We start from the raw sequence: 21,048 nt of genomic DNA on the forward strand, positions 1-21,048 counted from the left end.
TCAGGAGGCGGTGCGGTGCGCGGCGAGGCGACGGAGGCCCTCGGTCACGCCCACCTCGGGGCGCCACGCCAGGTCGCGCATCGTGCGGCGCAGGTCGAACCAGTGCGCGGTCGACAGCTGCTCGGCGAGGAAGCGGGTCATCGGCGGCTCGTCGGCGCCGGGGCGCACGCGCCAGACCGCCTCGACGAGGGACCCCGCGGCCTTGGCGGCGCCGGCGGGCACGCGCCGCGACGGCGGAGCGACGCCTGCGGCGGCGCAGAACCCGGCGAACAGCTCGGAGATCGGCCGGGGCTCGCCGGAGGTGAGCACGTAGGCGTTGCCGTGCACCCGCTCCGCGGCGTCGAGCGCGGCGCGGATCCCGGACACGGCGTCGTCGAGGTAGGTGCTGTCGACGAGCGCGGCGCCCGAGCCGACGACGGGCAGGCGTCCGGCCGCGGCGCGCTGCTGCACGCGGGCGACGAGCTGCGGGTCGCCCGGGCCCCACACGATGTGCGGCCGGACGGCCACGACGGCGAGACCGGGGGCGTCCGCGCCGAGCGCGACGAGCTCCGCGGCGGCCTTCGTGCGGGCGTAGGGGCCGCGGGCGCGCTCGGGCTGGGCCGGCGGCGCGTCCTCCCCCATGATCGCCTCGCCCGTGTGGGCCACCGACGGCGACGACACGAAGACGAAGCGGTGCACGCCGGCGCGCTTCGCCGCGCGGACCAGCGTGCGGGTGCCCTCGATGTTCACCGCGACGAAGTCCGCCTCCGCGCCGGCGAACGAGACCTTCGCGGCGAGGTGCACGACCGCGTCGATCGTCTGGACCGCGCGCTCGACCGCGTCGGGCTGGGTCACCGAGCCCAGCACGTCCTCCGCGCCCTCGACGCCGCTCGGTCGGCGCTGCAGCGTGCGGACCTCGTGGCCCGCGGCCAGCAGGTCGCGGGCGACCGCGGCGCCGAGCCAGCCGCTCGCGCCGGTGACGAGCACCCGGCTCACGGCGCGGCGACCTTCCCGCCGGCGAGCACCTCGGTGGCCCAGCGGGCCATCTTCGCCCGGTCGATCTTCGCGTTGTGGCGGATGTCCGTGGGCAGCACGGGCACGGCGAGCACCGCGGCGACGAACCGGTCGGTCTCGCGCCGCACCGCCTCCGCCGTTCCGGGGTCCGCGAGCGGCCCCTCCTGCCCCTCCACCACGACCACCAGCTGCTGCGTGCCGCGCGGGCCGACGCCGACCGCCGCGGCGCGCGGCGCGCCCGCGCGCTGGGCGGCGAGCTCGATGCGCACGGGCGTCACGACGCCGTCCGCCGTCGTGACGACGTGCGGCAGCCGGCCCTCGACCCAGAGGCGCCCCTGCGCGTCGAGGTGCCCGACGTCGCCGGTGCGGTGCCACTCCTCCTGCGGCGTGCCCGCCTTCGCGGCGGCGTCCGTGCGCCAGAGGCGGTCGTACCCGGCGAGCATGTGCGGCGCGTGCACCTGGATCTCGCCCGTGACGTCGGCGTCGGTCGTCGTCACCGCGGCGGGGACGCCGGCCTCGTCGAGCGGCGCGATGCGCACCTCGGCGCGGGTGATGGGCGGCCCGACGCAGACGCCGTTCCCCTCCCCCGCCTCGTGGATCGCCTCGCGCGTCACGTCCGCGACGAGCAGGGTCTCCGTCATCCCGTAGGGCGTGCGGAGGGAGGCGCCCCGCAGCAGCTGCTGCGCCCGGTCCAGCAGCGGCGCGCCCACCGGCGCGCCGACGGTCAGCAGCAGCTGCACGCCGTCGAACGGCTCGGGGTCCTCCGCGGTCGCGAGCACGTTGGTGAGCGCCGCCGGCGACACGAAGATCATGTCCGCGTCGATCGCTGCGACGGCCTTCGCGAGGGCGGCGGCGGTGAGCGTCCTCGGCTTGGTCACGTCCATGTCGGGCACGGAGGTGCGGCAGCCGAAGGCGGGGCCGAACAGCGCGAAGGGCGCGAAGCCGGCGACGAGGCCCGTGTCCCGCGTGATGCCGTACTGCGAGACGAGCGCGTCCCGCACCCCGGCGAGGCGGGCGTGCGTGTACCGCACGCCCTTCGCGGGGCCGGTGGAGCCGGAGGTGAACAGCACGGCCGCGAGCGCATCGGGACCGGGCTCGGGCGGCAGCGCACGGCCGCGGCCGAGGCGGGCCAGCTCGGGCAGCGTGTGCTCGACGCCGAGCGCCGCCCTGGCCGCGCGGGACAGCCCCGTCGGCGCGATGCGGACGCCGGGCCAGCCGAGCGCGCGCGCGGCGGCGAGGCCGACGGGGATGCCGATGACCCAGCTCGGGCGGGCGCCCTTCACGGCCCGGGTGAGCCCGGTGAGACCCAGCCCGGCGTCGGCCACGACGACCGTCGCGCCGATGCGGAGGCAGGCGTAGAGCGCGGCGGTGAGGTCGGCGCCCGGCGGCACGAGGAGGGAGACGCGGTCGCCCGCCTGCATCCCGATCGCGTGGAACCCGGCCGCGAGCTCGTGCACGCGACGGGCGAGCAGCCGCCAGGAGATCGAGCGCGACTCGTCGCCGTGCAGCTCCACCAGCGCCGGGCCGTCGTCGTCGGCGCGCGCGTCGAGCTCCGCCCACATGGCGCGGGTCTCCACGACCGGCACCGCGGCAGCGACGGCGCTCCGCGCGGGGGTCGGCGCGGCGACCCAGTCGAGCACCGCGCCGGCGACGTCCGCGTCCTCGGGCAGCAGGTGGCCCGCACCCTCGAAGCGGTGCACCGCGGCGTGCGGCAGCCGGTCCACCAGGTCGTGCAGGTACCGCTCCTGGAACACCGGGTCGCGCGGCCCCCACAGCAGCAGGGCGGGCGCCTCGAGGCCGGTGAGTCCGGCCGCGATGCCGTCCAGCGCGGCGCGGCTCGGGTGCGAGTCGGTGCCGGGGATGTCGGCGACGAACTCCCGGATCCCCTGCCGCCGGGCGGCCGCGCGGTAGGGGGTGCGGAACGCGGACCGGATCGCGGGGTCGAGCCGCGGGTGCGCGATCGCGAGCGTGGTGTCGAGGAAGGCGGTGGTGTGCTCCGTGCCGACGGACGAGGCGGCGAGCGCCGCCTTGAGCGCGGCGGGCAGCGCCGCGTGGCCGTCGACGGCCGTGTTGGTCAGCACGAGGCCCGCGAGCACGTCCTGGTGCTCGAGCGCCCAGCCGGACACGATGACGCCGCCCCAGTCGTGCCCGAGCGCGACGACCGGCCCCTCGAGGCCGAGCGCGTCCGTCAGCGCGCCGAGGTCTCGCACGCGGTCCGCGACGCGGCGGACGACGTCCGTGCGCTCGGACCAGCCCATCTCGAGCTGGTCGACGGCGACGACGCGCCACGCCTCCGCGCCCGAGCGGGCGCGGGCGAGCGACTCGGCGACGACTCCGCGCCAGAGGTAGCTCCAGGTCGGGTTGCCGTGCACGGCGAGGATCGTGCCGACGGGCTCGATCCCCTCGGCCGCCAGCGCGCTCCCCGTGTCGAGCACGTGGTGCACGACCGGCCGCCCGGTGGCGGCGTCGTGCACCGGGACCAGGCGCGACCAGGCGGGGTCGAGCCCGGGGAGGGCGGGCGGCAGGGAGGCGGCCGCGCTCACCACGCCAGTTCGAGCATCGAGGTGTTGATGCCGCTGCCGACGCCGCAGAGCAGCACCCGCTCGCCCTTGGTCAGCGTCTTCGACTCCTGCGCCAGCGTGATCGGGATCGACGCGGAGCCGATGTTCCCGAGCGTCGGGTAGGTGACGGGCACGCGCTCCGGGTCGATGTCGGCGGCCTTCACGAACGCGGCCGTGTGCACGCTGGACACCTGATGCATGATGTAGCGGTCCATGTCGGACCAGCTCCAGTCCCGCTTCGCCTCGGTCCAGGCGGCGGTGACGAGCTCCATGCCGCGCTTCAGCAGCGACTTGGTGTCGGTGAACATGCCGTCCATGTCGGCGACGCACAGCTCGTTGTACTCGGTCGCGGCGCGCGTGACGCCGCCGACGATGCGGTGGCCCTCCGGGTGCCGGTCCGCGCGGCCGAGCACGGCCGCGGCGGCGCCCGAGCCGAGCGTGAGGCTCGCGAACTCGTTCATGAAGTCCTCGCGCTGGATCTCCTCGCGGTTCAGGCGCTCCATCGTCGACTTGTGGATGCGGTCGACGTCCTCGCCGTCGATCACCATCGCGTAGTCGACCTGTCCCGCGTCGATGAGACGGGCGGCCAGGTTGAGGCCGTTCACGAAGCCGAGGCACGCGTTCGACACGTCGAAGTTGATGGCGGAGGAGGGCAGGCCCAGGCCGTGGTGCAGCCGCGTGGCGACCGACGGCTCGATGTGCTCCTTGGTGATGGAGGTGTTGATCAGCAGGCCGATGGAGCCCGCGGGCACCCCTGCCTCGCGCAGCGCGTTCTCCCCGGCCTGCACCGCCGCGTCGTGGGACGAGACACCGGGCCCCCAGTTGCGGCGCTCGACGACCCCGGCCACCCGCTGCAGCAGCCCGGAGGGCAGGCGCAGGCGCTTGAGGATCGGGTCGAGGCGACGCTCGATCTCGACGGACGTCGTCACGAGCGGGCCGAGCACGCTCGACACCGAGAGCATTGCGACGTTGTCGTACGTCGCGGTGGCATTGCCGTTCACGCAGGCTCCAGCTGGTCGGAGGCGCGCCTCGTGGGCGCGATGGCAGATCCGTCATTCTGCCTGCTCCACCTTGGCGTCCAGACCGGGTGCGCCGATCCCACGGGCGACGGCGAGCGGTCTGCCAGGATGACGCCATGGCGATCGACTTCGCGCGGTCGGACCGCTCGACGCTCGGGATCGAGTGGGAGCTCGCGCTGGTCGACCGGGACACGGGCGACCTCGTGTCCGCGGCGCCGGAGGTGCTCGCGACGACCGAGGTCGTGTCCGACGACGGCGCCGAGCGGCTGACGAGCGAGCTGCTGACCAACACCGTCGAGGTCGTCACCGGCGTGAACCGCACGGTCGCGGAGGGCGTCGCGGACCTGCAGCGCACGGTCGAGCAGGTCCGCCGCACCACCGATCCGATGGGCCTCGAGCTCATCGGCTCCGGCACGCACCCGTTCGCGCGCTGGCAGGACCAGCAGGTGACGGACAAGGAGCGGTACGTCACGCTCATGGACCGCACCGGCGTGTGGGGCCGCCAGCTGCTGATCTGGGGCGTGCACATGCACGTCGGGCTCGACGCCCCCGCGAAGGCGCTGCCGGTGCTCGACGCCCTGCTCGTCTACTACCCGCACCTGCAGGCGCTGTCCGCCTCCTCCCCCTTCGTCTTCGGGGAGTCCTCCGGCTACGCCTCCAGCCGCGCGATGCTCTTCCAGCAGCTGCCGACCGCCGGGCTGCCGCCCGAGCTCGAGTCGTGGCAGCAGTACGAGTCGATCGTCGAGGACCTGATCAAGGTCGGCGTGATCGACCACTGGGACGAGATCCGCTGGGACGTGCGCCCGTCGGCGAAGTGGGGCACGGTCGAGACCCGCGTCTGCGACGGCCTGCCGACGACGTTCGAGATCGGCGCCCTGACCGCGCTCGTGCAGTGCATCGTCGACGACTGCTCCGCGCGCCTCGACGCCGGCGAGACGCTCCCGACCCTGCAGCCCTGGTACGTCCGCGAGAACAAGTGGCGGGCCGCCCGGTACGGGATGGACGCCGAGATCGTCGTCGACCGCGACGGCGGCCAGACGCAGGTCGTCGATGCGATCCGCGCCCTCGTCGCGCGCCTCGAGCCGGTGGCCGAGCGGCTCGGCTGCGCGCAGGAGCTGCAGGACGTGCTGACGATCATCGACGTCGGCGCCTCCTACGAGCGGCAGGCGCTCGCCTCAGCACGGGCGGGCGGCGACCTGCGGGCCGTCGTCAGCTCGCTGATCCGCGAGATGCGCGAGGGCGTCCCCCTCCGCTGATCCGACCGCGCCGCCCGGGTCCCGAAGACTCGCGCGGATCCGGACGAATCGCGCGACGCGCCGCCGGGCGTCGGCTCCAGGCGGCGTGTCGCGCGAGATCTCCGGATCCGCGAACGCGCTCAGCCGTTCTTCGCGTCGCGCCAGCGGAGCCAGCGCTCGACCCCGGACCAGTCGATCTCCGGGCCGCTGACGCCGACCGTGTAGAGCCGGGCGCCGGCGGCGTGGAGGGCCTCCGCCTTCGCGTCGTCGGCTCCGCGCAGCTCGTTGCCGATCTCGATTTCCGCGACGTCGCGGCCGACCGCCTCCGCGTGGCGCTGCAGCACGTCGAGCTTGTGCCCGATCTCCTCCGGCGCCACGAAGCTGTGCCAGATGTCCGCGTGCTCGGCGACGAGGCGCAGCGTCTTCTGCTCGCCCGCGCCGCCGATCAGGATCGGGATGCGCCGCACCGGAGGCGGGTTCAGCCTCGTCCAGCGGTCGCGGATGACCGGCAGGTCGCGGGCGAGGTCGTTCAGCCGGGACCCGACCGTGCCGAAGTCGTAGCCGTACTCGTCGTAGTCGCGCTGCGCCCAGCCCGAGCCGGTGCCGAACACGAAGCGGCCGCCGGAGATGTGGTCCACCGTCCGGGCCATGTCGGCCTGCAGGTTCGCGTTCCGGTACGAGTTGCAGTTCACGAGGGGGCCGAGCTCGACGCGCTCCGTCGCCTCCGCCCACTGGGCCAGCTGCGTCCAGGCCTCGTAGTGCAGCCCGTCGGGGTCGCCCGACAGCGGGTAGAAGTGGTCCCAGTTCATGATCATGTCGACGCCGAGGTCCTCCGCGTGCACCGCCGCGTCGCGCAGGGCGGCGATCGGGAGGTGCTGCGGGGCGATCTGAACGGCGATGCGGACGGGTCGGTCGTCGGCGCGGAAGGCGGCGGTGCTCACGCGGGGATTCTGCTCCACCCCGCCGGGACGCCCACGAGCCGGATCGCGCACGGCCAGCCTTTCCCCGATCCAGTCGCGTAGGCATGCACCACCCGCATCATGCGGTGCACGACGACACGAAGGAGATCCCATGGCGGACAGCGGCGACCAGGCGAAGACGAACCTCGAGGCGCAGGGGCGGATGGGCGAGATCGTCGGCAGCGGCGACTACGACCGGCTGACGGAGGTGCTCGCGGACGGCCTCGTCGACCACGACCCGGCTCCGGACCAGTCCGCCGGCCCGAAGGGCATCGGCGAGTTCTGGACGACGTTCAAGCAGGCGTTCCCGGACGTGGCCCTCGAGCCCGTCCAGGTCGTCGCGACCGACGAGTTCGTGACCGCGGTCCTGAAGGTGACGGGCACGCACCAGGGCGAGTTCCTGGGCCACGCGCCGACCGGCAGGTCGTTCGAGGTCCGCGGCATCCAGGTGGGGAGGTTCGCCGACGGGAAGATGACGGAGCGCTGGGGCGCCACCGACACGCTCGGCATCCTGCAGCAGCTCGGGGTGGCGTAGTCCTGCAGCGAGCACGCCTCCGCGGACGCGGGGATCCCGGCCTCCAGCGCCGGATCCCCGCATCCCGGAATTCAGGCGGAGGCTCCGCCTGCTGCGCACATCATCCGGCTCCACCGGCTGCGCACATCATTCGGCTCCGCCGAACTCCGCGGTGCCGACCAGGATCGCCCGGCCCAGCGTGTGGAAGTGCAGGTTGAAGCCCAGCACCGCCGGCGTGATGTCCGGGTCGACGCCCAGGGACTCGACGTCGACCGCGTGGACGACGACGAAGTAGCGGTGCACGCCGGTGCCCTGCGGCGGGGTCGCGCCCGTGAAGCCGCGCTGCCGCAGCTCGTTGGGCAGCACGACGGCGCCCTCCGGCGCCTCCGCACCCGCGGCGAGCGAGGTGACCGAGGCGGGGATGTCCGCGACGGCCCAGTGCCAGAACCCGGAGCCGGTCGGGGCGTCCGGGTCGTACATCGTCACGGCGAAGCTCTTCGTGCCGGCCGGCGGGTCCGACCAGGTCAGCTGCGGCGAGCGGTCCTGACCGCCCGCGTCCGCGCCGTAGACCGCGGCGGGCAGCGGCTGGCCGTCCACGACGTCGTCGCTGGTCAGCGGGAAGGAGGGCACCGGGTCGAGCCGGGCGTAGGGGTCGTAGTCGCGATCGCTCATGCTCCGCAATGTAGGGAGCACTCGCTGAACCGCTCCTCAGCGGCGCAGGATCCCGCGCAACGTCGCCTCCCGGTCCGTGTGCCGGAAGACGAACCCCGCGTCGAGCAGCCGCTCGGGCACGACCCAGCGGCTCTTGAGCACCAGCTCGGTCTCGGTGCGGATGGCGGAGGACCCGAGCTCGAGCATCCACCGGGTGGCGGGCAGCCCGATCGGCATCCCGAGCGCGCGGCGGAGCAGGCGCATCAGCGTGCGGTCGTCGCTCGCCTCCGGCGCGGCGAGGTTCACGACGCCGTCGAGATCCGGGTGCGCGCGCAGGAACTCGATCGCGTCGACGACGTCGTCGAGGTGCACCCACGAGAAGCGCTGCCGTCCCCGCGCGGAGGCCGGCCGGTACCGGTGGTGCACGCCCGCGGCGATCCGGGAGGGGGTGCCCGGCCAGCGGCCGTCGAGCTGCGGACCGCCGAGCCCGAGGCGGGTGAGGCGGGTGAGCGGGATCATCACGCTGCCCGGACCCAGCACGATCGCGGTGCGCAGCGCGACCCGGCGCACGCCCGGCAGCTCGGGCTCGAAGAAGGCCCGCTCCCACGCCCGCGCCACGTCGACGGAGAAGCCCTCGCCGAGCTCGCCGCCCGCCTCCGTCATCGGCCGGTCGTCGGCGTGCCGGTAGATCGTGGCGGTGCTCGAGTTGATCCAGAGCGGCGGCGGCGCGTCCGTGGCGGTGATGGCACGGGCGAGCTCGGCCGTGGTCTCGACCCGTGAGCGCACGATCTCCGCCCGGTTCGCCCGCGTGTACCGGCAGTTCACGCTGCGACCCGCGAGGTTCACCAGCAGGTCCGCGCCGTCGAGCAGCCGGGTGATCGCGGCGGTGTCGCCCCAGGCGGCGTCCGCGCCGCGGCGCCCGATCGTGCGGACGTCCTCCCCCGCCCGGCGGCGTGCCGCCACGAGGCGCCGCCCCATGAAGCCGGACGCGCCGGCCACCACGACCCGGGTCATCGGTCCTCCTGCTCCTGCCGGACCCCGTAGGTGAAGGACCCGGCGTACTGGTAGATCCTGCCGACCACGGGTGCGTCGACGTGCAGCGCCACCCGCTGCACGCCCGCGGCGGCGTCGAACCGCTCGGTGAGCACCACCTGCGGCGACAGCGGCCCGAGCGGCAGCCGGAAGACGCCGAGACGCAGCCGCACGCGGAACGAGTCGAGCCGCAGGCCGCCGTCCTGCACCGTCGGGCGGAACGCGACCTCGAGCCGCGGCGGCCTCCCGACGCGGTCGACGACCACGCCCGGCGCGGTCGCGACGGTCTCGTCCCGCATCGTCAGCACCCGGCCGCCGAGGCGGATGCGCCGTTCGGCCGCGACGCCGGCGACGCCGGGGACCGCGCGGTTGCGCACCTCGAACGGCACGTCGGCCGCCCACACGGGGAAGAGGGAGGGGCCGCCGACCACCCGCAGCACGGGGTGCAGCCAGCCGTGCGGCGCGCCGACGCGGTCGAACACGCCGACGCCGAACCCCTCGCCGTCGGGAGGGAGCGCGGCGAAGTACGCCCGCAGCTCCGGACGCAGGTGCTCGATCCGGTCGCCGAGCGCCACCTCCCACGGCGACGGCACGGGTCAGCCGCGCGGGCTCGACACCCGGGCCGGCGCGATGCGCAGCAGCACCCGCTGCTGGCCGCCTCCCCCGAAGTCCGGGTACGGCCGCCCGAGGTACTTCTGCGACAGCTCGTCGATGTGCTCGCGCGCGCCCTCGGTGGTGATCTCGCGCACCGAGCCGCGGACCTGCACGTAGGCGCTCGGGTCGGCCGGGGAGGAGAGCGTGAGGGCGACCCGCGGGTCGCGGCGCACGTTGCGCAGCTTCTGGTGCCCCTCCACGGTGTTGATCAGCACGTCGGTGCCGTCCGTGTCGACCCAGACCTGGGTCAGCTGCGGCGACCCGTCGGGCATCGTCGTGGCGAGGTAGCAGGTGCTGGCGGCGTGCAGCAGGTCGAGGACCTTGGCGGGGAGTTCCATCGCCCGAACCCTACGGGCGACCGCCTGCCCTCGTGCTCAGACGGGTGCGAGGGGGACGTGCGGCTCGGCGGGCAGCTCCACGGCGATCGGGTCGCCGGGGCGGACCACCCCGCCCGCGAGCACGACGGACATCACGCCGGCCCGGCGCACCACGTTCCCCTGCTCGTCCCGGCCGACCATGCGCTTCATCAGCCCGGGCTCGTAGCCGTCGATCTGCAGGCAGGGGTTCCGGAGCCCCGTGACCTCCACGACCGCGTCGTCCCCGATCCGCAGCCTCGCCCCGACGGGCAGGGCGAGCAGGTCGACGCCGCTGGTCGTGATGTTCTCGCCCATCGCGCCCGGCGGCACGGTGAAGCCGTCCGCGTCGACCTCGTCGAGCAGCTCGCGGTGGATCAGGTGCACCTGGCGCAGGTTCGGCTGCGACGGGTCGCGCGCGACCCGCGACCTGTGCTGCACGGTGACGCCGGCGTGGGCGTCCCCCTCCACGCCGAGCCCGGCGAGCAGCCGGATCTCGTCGGCGGTCGGCTTCGAGAACCGGTGGGAGCCGTCGAGGGCGACGGCGGCGACGGACCCGGTGGCGCTCATCTCAGCGACCGAGCAGCTTCTGGAGCTTCTCGAGGTCGTCCGCGCTCGGCTGACCGGCGCCCGCCGCTCCCCCGCCGCCGAGCCCGAAGCCCGCGCCGCCCGCGCTCTGCGGCTTCGTCGGCCGGCCTTCGGCGAGCGCCGCGTTCTCCGCGGCCCGCTTCGCGGGGTTGCCCGACTTCGAGCCCTGCTTCTTCTTCTGCTGCGGCTTGCCGCGGCCCGACCCCATGCCCGGCACGGGGCCCATGCCCGGGATCTGGGGCACGCCGCCGCGTGCGACGGTCTTCATCATCTTCGCGGCCTGGTCGAAGCGCTGCACGAGCGCGTTCACGTCGGTCACGGTCATGCCGGAGCCCCGGGCGATGCGGAGGCGGCGGGAGCCGTTCAGCAGCTTCGGGTTCTGCCGCTCGGCCGGCGTCATCGACTGGATGATCGCCTCCGTGCGCACGATCTCCCGCTCGTCGAACTGGTCGAGCTGCTCGCGCATCTGCCGGGCGCCCGGCAGCATGCCGATCATCTTCATCAGGCCGCCGCGGTTGCGCAGCTGCTGCATCTGCTTGAGGAAGTCGTCGAGCGTGAAGGTCGACGTCGCGATCTTCTCCGCGAGCTCGAGCGCCTCCTGCTCGTCGAACGTCTGCTGCGCCTGCTCGATCAGGGTGAGGATGTCGCCCAGGTCGAGGATCCGGCTCGCCATGCGGTCGGGGTGGAAGGGCTCGAAGTCCTCGAGCTTCTCGCCCGTGGAGGCGAAGACGATCGGCCGGCCGGTGATGGAGGCGACCGACAGGGCCGCGCCGCCGCGGGCGTCGCCGTCGAGCTTCGTCAGCACGACGCCGGTGAAGTCGACGCCGTCCTGGAACGCCTTCGCGGTCGCGACCGCGTCCTGACCGATCATCGCGTCGATCACGAACAGGACCTCGTCGGGGTCCGTCGCCTTCCGGATGTTCGCGGCCTGCTTCATCAGCTCCGCGTCGACGCCGAGGCGGCCCGCGGTGTCGATGATCACGACGTCGTGCTGCTTGTCGCGTGCGAAGCGCACCGCGTCCTTCGCGACGCGGACCGGGTCGCCGACGCCGTTGCCCGGCTCGGGCGCGAACACGGTCGCGCCGGCCTGCTCGCCGACGACCTGCAGCTGCTGCACCGCGTTCGGGCGCTGAAGGTCCGCGGCGACGAGCAGCGGCGTGTGGCCGTCGTTCTCGAGCCACTTCGCGAGCTTGCCCGCGAGGGTCGTCTTGCCGGCGCCCTGCAGGCCCGCGAGCATGATCACGGTCGGCGGCTGCTTGGCGAACTCGAGCCGGCGCTGCTGGCCGCCGAGGATGCCGACGAGCTCCTCGTTCACGATCTGCACGACCTGCTGCGCGGGGTTCAGCGCCTTGCTGAGGTCGGCGCCGAGCGCGCGCTCGCGCACCTTCGCGGTGAACGCCTTGACGACGTCGAGGTTGACGTCCGCGTCGAGGAGGGCGCGGCGGATCTCGCGGACCGTGCCGTCGACGTCGCTCGCCGTGAGCACGCCCTTGCCGCGCAGGTTGGCGAGCGCGGCGGTGAGACGATCCGACAGGGATCCGAAGGTGGCCATAGGTCCGGGATTCTACCGGCGGGACCCGCGCCCGGGCGGCGGGGTCAGCGCTCGGCGAGCAGGCGCAGCAGCGCGCGCTCCTCGGCGTCGGTCAGACCGGCGCCGTGCGGGTGCGCGGGCTGCGCCTCCTCCCACGCCAGCACGTCGCGCAGCGTGTCCTCGAGCGGGCGGTGGGTCAGCCCCGCGGCGCGCGCCGCCGAGCCGGTCCGGGAGGTGAAGCCCTGCCGGTCCGGGTCGGCGAGCCACAGCGGCAGGCTGCGCGGCCCCATCCACTCCTCGACGCCCTGCTCCGTGAGCCACGCCTCCGGCGCGACCGCGAGGCCGGCGCCCGATCCCGCGACGGCCCGGGCCGTCTCGAGGTGCTCGCCCACCGTGATCTCGGGGCCGACGGCGTCGAGCACCCCGCCGGTCCCCTCCTCCGCGGCGCGGACCAGCCAGGCGGCGAGGTCGCGCACGTCGAGCAGCTGGGAGGACCGTCCGGCCGCATCGGGCGCGAGCACCGCGTCGCCCGACGGGTGGGCGAAGCGCCACGGCCACCAGCCGGAGCGGCCGGAGGCGTCCCCGGGGCCGCCGATCAGGCCCGCGCGGGCCACGAGGCCCCGCTCGCCGTACCCGGCGACGACCGCCTGCTCGCAGGCGACCTTCGCGGCGCCGTACTCCTCCATCGACGCCATCCGGTCGCCCTCGAGCGGCCGCAGCAGCGCGGCCTCCTCGTCCTGGTGCTTACGGCGGTGGTCGGCGTAGACGTTGCCGGTGGAGACGAACAGCCACCGGTCCGCGTCGAGCGCGGCGATCGCGCCGCGCACGTGACCGGGGTGGCGGGCGACGTCGACGACCGCGTCCCAGTGCCCGGCGGCGCCCTCGTAGGCGTCGGCGCGGTCGCGGTCCGCGCGCACGAGCCGCGCGCCCTCCGGGATCCCGCCCGACTCCCCGCGGGCGAGGCAGACCACCTCGTGCCCGCGCCGCACCGCCTCCGCGGCCACCTCGCCGCCCAGCCACGCCGTCCCACCGAGCACCAGGAGTCGCATGCGGCCGATCCTGCCCGCGCCCGCGCGGGACGCGGCCCGCGTCCGCTCAGGGCAGCGCCGGACGCGGCTGCTCCCAGCGCAGCCACTTGTCCTCCACCGCGGCGTCGAGGTCGACGCCGAACCGCCGGGCGAGCAGCAGCACGTGCCCGAGCAGGTCCGCGCACTCCTGCGCCAGCCGGGCCTCCACCTCCGCGTCGTCCCAGCCGCGGTCCTTGCCGCGGCCGGTCCGCGCCAGCACCACCTGCGTGAGCTCGCCCAGCTCCTCCCCCAGCTTCAGCAGGAACCAGTCCTCGTCCCGGATGAACCCCTCGCGCTCCGCGTAGTCGACGGAGATGCGTTCGAGGCGGTCGGCGAGTGCGGTGAGCTCCATCCCACCAGTCAAGCGGCGGGCACCGATACCGTCGCCGGAATGCGCACCACCGCCGTCGCCGGGCTCGACCTCACCGCCTGCACGATGGGCAGCGCACCGGCGCCGACCCCGGTGGCGCGGGCCGTCGACCTGCTCGACGAGGGCTGGGAGGCGGGCGTCCGAGCCCTCGACGCCGCCGACGGCACCGGCGGTGCGGAGTCGGCCGCCGGGCGCTGGCTCGAGGAGCGGCAGCCGGAGGGGATCGTCGTGCTCTCGGGCGTCGGCGCCGTCGTCGGGCGCGGCCGGGGCAGCGACCTCTCCCCCGTGCGCCTCGAGGCCGACCTCGCCGCGGGATCCCGGCGCCTCGGCCGCATCGACCTCGCCTGGCTGCGGGGCGCCGACGCCGAGACGACGCTCGAGGACACCCTCCAGCCGCTCGCGGGCGCGATCGAGTCCGGGCGCCTCCGCGGCTGGGGCGCCGGCGACGCGGACGTGTGGGCGCTGGAGGCGCTGCTCGGCGAGGCCGACCGGCTGGGCCTGCCGGCGCCCGCATTCGTGCGGATCCGCCTCAACCTGCTCGAGCGGGACCGCCTGAGGGACCTCGCCTCGCTGGCCGCCGGCGCCGGCGTCGCGATCCTGGCCGGCGCGCCGCTCGGCGCCGGGCGGCTCACGGGCCGGCACGTGGCGGCGGAGGAGAGCGCGGCGGATGCGATGCGCTTCGGCGCCCCGCGAGACGTCGAGATCGATCCCGCCCTCGACGCGCTCGTCGCCCTGCGGGACCTCGCCCGCGACCTCGACACGTCCCTCGAGGGCCTCGCGCTCGCGTGGCTGCTCGCGACGGAGGCGGTCGCCTCCACCGTCGTCACCCCGCGGGCGAAGGCCGACTGGGACGCCGTGCACCAGGCGCTGGCGCAGCCGATCGACGCCGAGACCGTCGAGCGGGTCGAGTCCCTGCTGCCGTGACCTCCGCGTTCCGCAGGAGGACGCGTCCTCCGGAACGGAAGGCCTACAGGGACTCGAGGGGGTTCGCTGCCAGCTTGTCGCGCAGGCCGCCGGCGAGCAGCCGGGCGGCGTGCGACGTCGGCTTCCGGTCCGCCTGCTCCGCGACCCGGTCGCCGAAGTCCGCCGCGAGCGCGCCGCGCGGGTAGGCGCCCAGCACCTCCTGCAGGTACTCGCGCGGCAGCACGCCGGGGCGGGCCCCGGAGATGTCGAGCCCGGTCGCGATCTCGAGCAGGTGCCCCTCGACGTCGAACGTCGGGTCCACCTCGGGCCAGTTGTGGCGCTCGACGACCTCGACGAGCCGCTGCTGCAGGTCGCGGGACCAGCCGGCGCCCGCGCCGAGGACGGCGGCGACGTGACCGCCCGACGACTCGTAGGGCACCCGCACCGCGTCGAACTCCTCCGCGAGGCCCATGTCGTGCAGCAGGGCGGCGACGGCGAGCAGCTCCCGGTCGGGCCGCAGGCCGAGCACCTCCGCGAAGCCCGCCGCCCAGTACCAGCTGCGGATGCTGTGCGCCGCGAGCGCCGGCGTCAGGTAGCGGGCGGCCAGATCGAGGGCCGTGCGCACGGTCGCGGTGTCCGGCGGGCGGAGGTCGTTCAGTCGCACGGCCGCATCCTGCCGCGGACGGGCGACGTCCGCGACGCGACGTAGGGTTGCGGCGTGATCGACGTCGCGCTCACGAGCCTCGCGCCGGACCTGCTCGACTACCACGAGGGCTGGGCGCTGCAGCGCCGCGTCCACGCGGAGGTCGTCGCCGGGACCCGCCCCGACTCGCTCATCCTCTGCGAGCACGAGGCCGTGTACACGGCCGGCAAGCGCACCGCGCCCGACGAACGGCCGGAGGACGGCACGCCCGTGGTCGACGTCGACCGGGGCGGCAAGATCACCTGGCACGGCCCCGGCCAGCTGACCGGGTACCCGATCCTCCGGCTGCCCGACCGCCACGAGGTCGTCGCGTTCGTGCGCGACCTCGAGGCGATGATGATCGACGTCGCCGCCCGCTTCGGCGTCACCGGCGAGCGCGTCGAGGGCCGCAGCGGCGTCTGGGTGCGGAACAGCGCGGGTGGCTGGGACAAGATCGGCGCCATCGGCCTGCGGGTCGAGCAGGGCGTCACCATGCACGGCTTCGCGCTGAACTGCAGCAACGAGCTGACGGCCTACGACCGGATCGTCGCGTGCGGCATCCGGGACGCGGGCGTCACGACCCTGTCGGCGCTGGCCGGCCGCACGATCACGCCCGCCGACGCGGCGCCGATCGTGCTCGAGCACTTCCGCGAGGGCGTCCTCGGCCTCGCCGCACACGAGAAGGTGGCCGCATGACCGACCTCGCGACGCCCAAGGTCGTCCGCCTCCCCTCCACCGGCCTCAGCCCGGACCAGGAGGCCGCGCAGGCGGGCCACCGCCGCATGCTGCGGCTCGAGGCCCGCAACTCGGAGGTGCCGATCGAGCGGAAGCCCGCGTGGATCCGCACGACGCTGAAGCAGGGCCCCGAGTTCCAGAACCTGCGGAACCTCGTCAAGAGCGAGGGGCTGCACACGGTCTGCCAGGAGGCGGGCTGCCCCAACATCTCCGAGTGCTGGGAGGACCGCGAGGCCACCTTCCTCATCGGCGGGTCGCAGTGCACGAGGCGGTGCGACTTCTGCCAGATCGACACCGGCAAGCCCGCGGACTACGACCGCGACGAGCCCCGCCGCGTCGCGGAGTCCGTCGTGCAGATGAACCTCCGCTACGCCACCGTCACCGGCGTCGCCCGCGACGACCTGCCCGACGAGGGCGCCTGGCTGCACGCGGAGACGGTCCGCGCGATCCACGCCGCGATGCCCGGCACCGGCGTCGAGATCCTGGCCACCGACTTCTCCGGCGACCCGGACCTGCTCGGCGAGGTCTTCTCCTCCCGCCCCGAGGTCTTCGCGCACAACGTCGAGACGGTGCCGCGCATCTTCAAGCGCATCCGCCCGGCGTTCCGGTACGAGCGGTCGCTCGGCGTGCTGACCCAGGCGCGCGACGCGGGCCTGGTCACGAAGTCGAACCTGATCCTCGGCATGGGCGAGACGGCCGACGAGGTGCTGCAGGCGCTGGAGGACCTCCACGCCGCCGGCACCGACATCATCACGCTGACGCAGTACCTGCGCCCGACGCCGCGGCACCTGCCGGTCGCTCGCTGGGTCACGCCGGCCGAGTTCGAGGACTTCAAGGTCGCGGCGGAGGAGATCGGCTTCCTCGGTGTGCTCGCCGGGCCGCTCGTGCGCTCCTCCTACCGCGCCGGCCGCCTCTACGCGCAGTCGATGGCCGCGAAGGGCCGCGCGCTGCCGGAGAACCTGCAGCACCTCGCCGACCCGACCCTGGGCTTCGCGCAGGCCGTCGGCTGACCGGCCGGTGCGCGAGCTGCGCACCCTGGTCCCGGTTGCGCCCGAGCGCTCGCGCGCAACCGGGACCAGCGCGCGACTGCGACGTGCGATCAGGGGGCGGTCGGCGGTGCACGGGAGGCTGGCCCGCATGGCCACGATCCTGCCGTTCGACGGCGTGCTGCCCGAGATCCATCCGAGCGCGTTCCTCGCCCCGACGGCCGTGCTCATCGGGCGCGTGCGGGTGGAGGCGGACGCCGTCGTGATGTTCGGCGCCGTGCTGCGCGCCGACCGCGACGCGATCGTGCTCGGCGCGGGCAGCAACCTGCAGGACAACGTCGTCGTGCACGGCGATCCGGGGTCGCCCGCGATCCTCGGCGCCGGGGTGAGCGTGGGGCACGGCGCCGTCGTGCACGGCTGCACGATCGAGGACGACTGCCTGATCGGCATGCACGCCACGGTGCTGAACGGCGCGATCGTCGGCGCCGGGTCGCTGATCGCCGGAGGTGCCGTGGTGCTCGAGGGCGCGGTGGTGCCGCCCCGATCACTGGTCGCGGGCGTCCCCGCGAAGGTGCGGCGGGCGATCGCGGACGACGAGCTCGAGCGCATCCGCCGGAACGCGGCGACGTACCGGGAGCTCGCGGCGGCCTACCGGGCGCAGACCGGCTGAGCCGTCAGGCGGCGGGCCGCCGGAGCGCCGCGTCGATGAGCACGGTCGCGGCGCCGCGCGCGTGGCGCGCCGGCTCGGTGGTGCCGGAGATCGCGGCGGTGGTCTGGGCGCCCTCGGCGAGCAGCGCCAGCTGCGGCGCGAGCTCCGGGTCCGCGCCCGCCTCCGCCACGAGGCCCGCGACGTACCGCTGGAACGAGCGCTTGTGCTCGCGCGCCGCCTCCGCGACCAGCGGCGACACGGTGCCGAGCTCGCCGAAGGCGTTGATGAAGCCGCAGCCGCGGAACGAGCCGTCGGCGAACCAGGCCTCGAGGAAGTCGTAGATCGCGAGGAGGCGGCCCCGCGGGTCGGGGCGACCCTCGGCGGCACGGGCGATGCCCTGCTCCCACAGCGCGTGCCGGGACGCGAGCACGGCGACGACGAGCCGCTCCTTGCTCGGGAACTCCGCGTAGATCCGCTTCAGCGGGATGCCCGACGCCTCGCGCACCTGGTCCATGCCCACGGCCTGGATGCCGCGGCCGTAGAACAGGTCGTCGGCGGCCGCGAGGATGCGCTCGCGCACGCCGTCCGTCTCCGCCATCCGCGCCTCCCGGGCCCTGGCCGTCGAGAACGGCCGTTCTCCCACAGTACCGCGCACGCACCGGTTCGCGGATCCGCAGAAATCGGCCGACACGCCGCCTCCGACCGCTCTGCCGCCGGCGCGTCGCCTGAGCGCTGCGGATCCGCGACGGAAGTGCGGATCCGCGGGATCGGGTCAGCCGACGAGGCCCTGCGCGAAGACGTGCGGGGTGAAGCCGGTGAGGTCCTGGATGCGCTCGCCCTGCCCGATCAGCTTGATCGGGATGCCCGTCTCGTCCTGCACGCGCAGCACGAACCCGCCCTTGGCGGAGCCGTCGAGCTTCGTGACGACCAGGCCGGTGACGCCGGCGGACTCGATGAAGGCCTGGGCCTGCATCACGCCGTTCTGCCCGGTCGTGGCGTCGAGGACCAGCAGCACCTCCGCGATCGGCGCGAGCTTCTCGACCACGCGCTTCACCTTGCCGAGCTCGTCCATCAGCCCGCCCTTGGTGTGCAGGCGGCCGGCGGTGTCGATGAGCACGATCTCGGTGCCGGTCCGCTGCGCGTACTCGACGGTCTGGTACGCGACGGAGGCGGGATCCTGGCCGGGGTGCTGCGGGCGCACGACCGCCGCCCCGGCGCGCTCCGCCCAGGTGGCCACCTGCTCGACCGCGGCGGCGCGGAAGGTGTCGGCGGCACCGACGACCACCGAGCGGCCGTAGTTGCCGACGAACTTCGCGAACTTGCCGATCGTCGTCGTCTTGCCGACGCCGTTCACGCCGACGATGAGCACGACCGCCGGGCGGTCGGACAGCTTGAGCGTCGGGTCGAAGCCCGCGAGCCGCTCCTCCACGTCCTCCCGCAGCATGCGCTGCAGGTCGCGCGGGTCCGTCGTGCTGTACCGGTCGACCTTCTCGCGCAGGTCCGCGAGCATCGACTCGGTGATGTCGGGACCGAAGTCCGCGCCGATCATCGCCGCTTCGAGGTCGTCCCAGGTGTCCTCGTCGATCGTCCGGACGGTGCCGAACAGGTTCCGCAGCCGCGCACCGAATCCCGCCACGGGAGCCAAGGGTATGGGTTGCCGGGCTCCCCGCCCGCACCCAAGAGCCCGGGGCTACCGTCGCCCCGCTGCTGCGACGGAAGGACACGCGATGCCGAACACCCCCACGATCACCCTGCTCGGGACCGGGACGATGGGCGTGGGCATGACCCACTCCCTCCTGCGCGAGGGGCTGCCCGTGACGGTCTGGAACCGGCACCCCGAGAAGGCGGCGCCGCTCGCCGACGACGGGGCGAGCGTGGCGACGTCCCTCGAGGACGCGCTGCGAGGGGCGCAGGTCGTCGTCACCATGCTGTTCGACGCGGACTCCGTGGCGTCCGTCATGGAGCAGGCGCTCCCGCTGCTCGAGGACGGCGCGGTGTGGGTGCAGACCAGCACGGTCGGCCGGGACGGCACCGCGCGGCTGGCGGCGCTCGCCGCGCAGCACGGCGCCCCCTTCTACGACGCCCCCGTCGTCGGCACGAAGCAGCCCGCCGAGGAGGGGAAGCTCGTGGTGCTCGCGGCCGGACCGGCCGCCCGGCGCGAGCTCGTGCAGCCCGTGTTCGACGCCATCGGCGGGCGCACCGTGTGGCTCGGCGACGAGGCGGGTGCCGCGAGCGCGCTGAAGCTCGTCGCGAACTCCTGGGTCGCCCTGCTGACGGCGGGCGCAGCGTTCGGCATCGCCCAGGCGGAGGCCTTCGGGCTCGACCCCGCGAAGTTCCTCGAGACGATCTCGGGCGGAGCCGCGGACAGCCCGTACCTCCAGGTGAAGGGCAAGGCGATCCTCGAGGACCGCACCGGCGACGCGCAGTTCGCCCTCGACGGCGTACTGAAGGACCTGCGCCTGATCCGATCGGCCGACGAGGCGGCGGGGGTGCCGACGACGCTCGTCGACGCGCTCGTCGCGCTCTACGCCAGCGCGTCGGAGGCGGGCGCGGGCGACCACGACCTGGCCGGGGTCATCACGGCCTTCCGCGCCGACCGCGCCTGATCGTCGATGGCCGCCCCCTCGCTCAACAAGGACACGCGCGTCTGCATCTCGCTCGCCGGCAGGCCGAGCAATCTGGGCACGCGATTCCACAATTCGCTCTACGCCGAACTCGGGCTCGATTTCCTCTACAAGGCGTTCACCACGGACGACCTCGAGGGCGCGGTGCGCGGCGTGCGCGCCCTGGGTTTCCGGGGCTGCTCGGTCTCCATGCCGTTCAAGACGACGATCATCCCGATGCTCGACGCGGTCGAGGACTCGGCCGCGGACATCGACGCGGTCAACACCGTCGTGAACGACGACGGGGTGCTGACGGGCTCGAACACGGACGTGGAGGCGGTCGCGACCCTGCTCGTCGAGCACGCGCTGGACCCCGGTTCGCGCGTCGTGCTGCGCGGCAGCGGCAGCATGGCGTCCGCGGTGTCGGCCGCGTTCTCCCGCGCCGGCTTCGAGCGCGTCACGGTCTGGGCGCGCGATCCGGAGGCGGGCGGGCGGATCGCCGAGCGCGACGGGCACCACTACTCCGAGGTCGAGCCGGACGGCGCCGACCTGCTGGTGAACGTCACCCCGCTCGGGATGGCGGGGCCGGACGAGGACGCGCTGTCCTTCTCCCCCGAGTCCGTCCGCGCCGCCTCCGCGGTGTTCGACGTGGTCGCGCTGCCGGTCGAGACGCCGCTCGTGCGCGCGGCCCGTGCGGCGGGCCTGCCGGTCGTCACCGGTGCCGAGGTCCACGCCCTGCAGGCCGCGCTGCAGTTCGAGCGGTACACCGGCGTGCGCCTCACTCGGGAGCAGGTCGACCGCGCCCATGCATTCGCGCGGGAGGGTTGACCCGCCCCTTTCCTGAATGTCCGGGAGGCGCGCCGACGATTCGGAAATGCACCCGGAAATGGGGATAGGCGGATATCGGGAATCGCAATACCTTGGTCCTACAGCCGCTACCCGAGTCGGGACGACCGCGAGGTC

23 protein-coding genes are annotated in these 21,048 nt (G+C 74.5%); 8 read left to right on the forward strand and 15 right to left on the reverse strand.

What is annotated here, in order from left to right:
- Genes ABEA53_RS09015 through ABEA53_RS09025 form a run of 3 tightly spaced genes read right to left on the reverse strand, consistent with a single transcriptional unit; the run spans position 1 to position 4,555 of the window.
- A complete protein-coding gene (locus ABEA53_RS09015; RefSeq protein WP_345480784.1) occupies positions 1 to 975 on the reverse strand; it encodes an NAD-dependent epimerase/dehydratase family protein in 975 nt (324 codons plus the stop codon).
- Positions 972 to 3,539: an alpha/beta fold hydrolase gene (locus tag ABEA53_RS09020; protein WP_345480785.1), complete on the reverse strand. Its 2,568-nt coding sequence runs from the start codon at positions 3,537 to 3,539 to the stop codon at positions 972 to 974. Before ABEA53_RS09020 ends, ABEA53_RS09015 begins: the two co-directional genes overlap by 4 nt.
- A complete protein-coding gene (locus tag ABEA53_RS09025) occupies positions 3,533 to 4,555 on the reverse strand; it encodes a 3-oxoacyl-ACP synthase III (protein WP_345480786.1) in 1,023 nt (340 codons plus the stop codon). Before ABEA53_RS09025 ends, ABEA53_RS09020 begins: the two co-directional genes overlap by 7 nt.
- Before the next feature lie 134 nt (positions 4,556 to 4,689).
- Between ABEA53_RS09025 and ABEA53_RS09030 the strand changes: the two genes are divergently transcribed.
- On the forward strand, positions 4,690 to 5,829 hold the full coding sequence (locus ABEA53_RS09030) for a glutamate--cysteine ligase (protein WP_345480787.1): 1,140 nt from the start codon (positions 4,690 to 4,692) through the stop codon (positions 5,827 to 5,829).
- A gap of 119 nt (positions 5,830 to 5,948) precedes the next feature.
- On the opposite strand, the gene ABEA53_RS09035 is transcribed toward ABEA53_RS09030, so the two are convergent.
- A complete protein-coding gene (locus ABEA53_RS09035; protein WP_345480788.1) occupies positions 5,949 to 6,749 on the reverse strand; it encodes an LLM class F420-dependent oxidoreductase in 801 nt (266 codons plus the stop codon).
- A 130-nt stretch (positions 6,750 to 6,879) separates the two neighbouring features.
- Here ABEA53_RS09035 and ABEA53_RS09040 point away from each other — a divergent pair, with 130 nt between their 5' ends.
- Positions 6,880 to 7,302: an ester cyclase gene (locus ABEA53_RS09040; protein ID WP_345480789.1), complete on the forward strand. Its 423-nt coding sequence runs from the start codon at positions 6,880 to 6,882 to the stop codon at positions 7,300 to 7,302.
- Between the two features lie 126 nt (positions 7,303 to 7,428).
- On the opposite strand, the gene ABEA53_RS09045 is transcribed toward ABEA53_RS09040, so the two are convergent.
- From ABEA53_RS09045 to ABEA53_RS09080, 8 genes are read right to left on the reverse strand one after another with little or no spacing between them, the layout of a single operon-like run.
- Positions 7,429 to 7,953, reverse strand: coding sequence for a YbhB/YbcL family Raf kinase inhibitor-like protein (locus ABEA53_RS09045; RefSeq protein ID WP_345480790.1), 525 nt, complete (start codon positions 7,951 to 7,953; stop codon positions 7,429 to 7,431).
- 36 nt (positions 7,954 to 7,989) lie between these two features.
- A complete protein-coding gene (locus ABEA53_RS09050) occupies positions 7,990 to 8,946 on the reverse strand; it encodes an epimerase (RefSeq protein ID WP_345480791.1) in 957 nt (318 codons plus the stop codon).
- The gene (locus tag ABEA53_RS09055) at positions 8,943 to 9,557 is read right to left on the reverse strand and encodes a DUF4166 domain-containing protein (protein WP_345480792.1); all 615 of its coding nucleotides are present in this window, start codon (positions 9,555 to 9,557) and stop codon (positions 8,943 to 8,945) included. The genes ABEA53_RS09050 and ABEA53_RS09055 overlap by 4 nt, the downstream gene beginning before the upstream one ends.
- Positions 9,558 to 9,560: 3 nt before the next feature.
- The gene (locus ABEA53_RS09060) at positions 9,561 to 9,956 is read right to left on the reverse strand and encodes a PPOX class F420-dependent oxidoreductase (RefSeq protein ID WP_345480793.1); all 396 of its coding nucleotides are present in this window, start codon (positions 9,954 to 9,956) and stop codon (positions 9,561 to 9,563) included.
- Between the two features lie 36 nt (positions 9,957 to 9,992).
- A complete protein-coding gene (locus tag ABEA53_RS09065) occupies positions 9,993 to 10,541 on the reverse strand; it encodes an MOSC domain-containing protein (RefSeq protein WP_345480794.1) in 549 nt (182 codons plus the stop codon).
- Position 10,542: 1 nt separating this feature from the next.
- Positions 10,543 to 12,111, reverse strand: a complete 1,569-nt coding sequence (gene ffh / locus ABEA53_RS09070) for a signal recognition particle protein (RefSeq protein ID WP_345480795.1) — start codon at positions 12,109 to 12,111, stop codon at positions 10,543 to 10,545.
- Positions 12,112 to 12,155: 44 nt separating this feature from the next.
- Positions 12,156 to 13,139, reverse strand: a complete 984-nt coding sequence (locus ABEA53_RS09075) for an NAD-dependent epimerase/dehydratase family protein (protein WP_345480796.1) — start codon at positions 13,137 to 13,139, stop codon at positions 12,156 to 12,158.
- A gap of 46 nt (positions 13,140 to 13,185) precedes the next feature.
- A complete protein-coding gene (locus ABEA53_RS09080; protein WP_345480797.1) occupies positions 13,186 to 13,509 on the reverse strand; it encodes a pyrophosphohydrolase domain-containing protein in 324 nt (107 codons plus the stop codon).
- Positions 13,510 to 13,548: 39 nt separating this feature from the next.
- Here ABEA53_RS09080 and ABEA53_RS09085 point away from each other — a divergent pair, with 39 nt between their 5' ends.
- A complete protein-coding gene (locus ABEA53_RS09085) occupies positions 13,549 to 14,451 on the forward strand; it encodes an aldo/keto reductase (RefSeq protein WP_345480798.1) in 903 nt (300 codons plus the stop codon).
- A gap of 43 nt (positions 14,452 to 14,494) precedes the next feature.
- Here ABEA53_RS09085 and ABEA53_RS09090 read toward each other — a convergent pair whose 3' ends face one another.
- Positions 14,495 to 15,094, reverse strand: coding sequence for an HD domain-containing protein (locus tag ABEA53_RS09090; protein WP_345480799.1), 600 nt, complete (start codon positions 15,092 to 15,094; stop codon positions 14,495 to 14,497).
- A gap of 54 nt (positions 15,095 to 15,148) precedes the next feature.
- Here ABEA53_RS09090 and lipB point away from each other — a divergent pair, with 54 nt between their 5' ends.
- The 3 genes from lipB (at position 15,149) to ABEA53_RS09105 (ending at position 17,503) form a co-directional block, all read left to right on the forward strand.
- On the forward strand, positions 15,149 to 15,808 hold the full coding sequence (gene lipB / locus ABEA53_RS09095; protein ID WP_345480800.1) for a lipoyl(octanoyl) transferase LipB: 660 nt from the start codon (positions 15,149 to 15,151) through the stop codon (positions 15,806 to 15,808).
- Complete coding sequence (lipA, locus tag ABEA53_RS09100; protein WP_425550612.1) at positions 15,805 to 16,857, forward strand: lipoyl synthase; 1,053 nt, start codon at positions 15,805 to 15,807, stop codon at positions 16,855 to 16,857. The genes lipB and lipA overlap by 4 nt, the downstream gene beginning before the upstream one ends.
- A 127-nt stretch (positions 16,858 to 16,984) precedes the next feature.
- Positions 16,985 to 17,503, forward strand: a complete 519-nt coding sequence (locus ABEA53_RS09105) for a gamma carbonic anhydrase family protein (RefSeq protein WP_345480801.1) — start codon at positions 16,985 to 16,987, stop codon at positions 17,501 to 17,503.
- Positions 17,504 to 17,507: 4 nt separating this feature from the next.
- On the opposite strand, the gene ABEA53_RS09110 is transcribed toward ABEA53_RS09105, so the two are convergent.
- Both ABEA53_RS09110 and ftsY read right to left on the reverse strand, forming a co-directional pair.
- Complete coding sequence (locus tag ABEA53_RS09110) at positions 17,508 to 18,080, reverse strand: TetR/AcrR family transcriptional regulator (protein WP_345480802.1); 573 nt, start codon at positions 18,078 to 18,080, stop codon at positions 17,508 to 17,510.
- Between the two features lie 174 nt (positions 18,081 to 18,254).
- Entirely contained in the window at positions 18,255 to 19,118 is an 864-nt protein-coding gene (gene ftsY / locus ABEA53_RS09115) for a signal recognition particle-docking protein FtsY (protein ID WP_345480803.1), read from the reverse strand.
- A 91-nt stretch (positions 19,119 to 19,209) separates the two neighbouring features.
- On the opposite strand from ftsY, the gene ABEA53_RS09120 reads away from it, so the two are divergent.
- Complete coding sequence (locus ABEA53_RS09120; RefSeq protein ID WP_345480805.1) at positions 19,210 to 20,088, forward strand: NAD(P)-dependent oxidoreductase; 879 nt, start codon at positions 19,210 to 19,212, stop codon at positions 20,086 to 20,088.
- Positions 20,089 to 20,094: 6 nt separating this feature from the next.
- Positions 20,095 to 20,913, forward strand: coding sequence for a shikimate 5-dehydrogenase (locus tag ABEA53_RS09125; RefSeq protein ID WP_345480806.1), 819 nt, complete (start codon positions 20,095 to 20,097; stop codon positions 20,911 to 20,913).
- The last annotated feature ends 135 nt before the right edge of the window (positions 20,914 to 21,048 follow it).

The sequence above is a fragment of the Amnibacterium soli genome (assembly GCF_039544415.1).
Lineage (GTDB): Bacteria > Actinomycetota > Actinomycetes > Actinomycetales > Microbacteriaceae > Amnibacterium > Amnibacterium soli.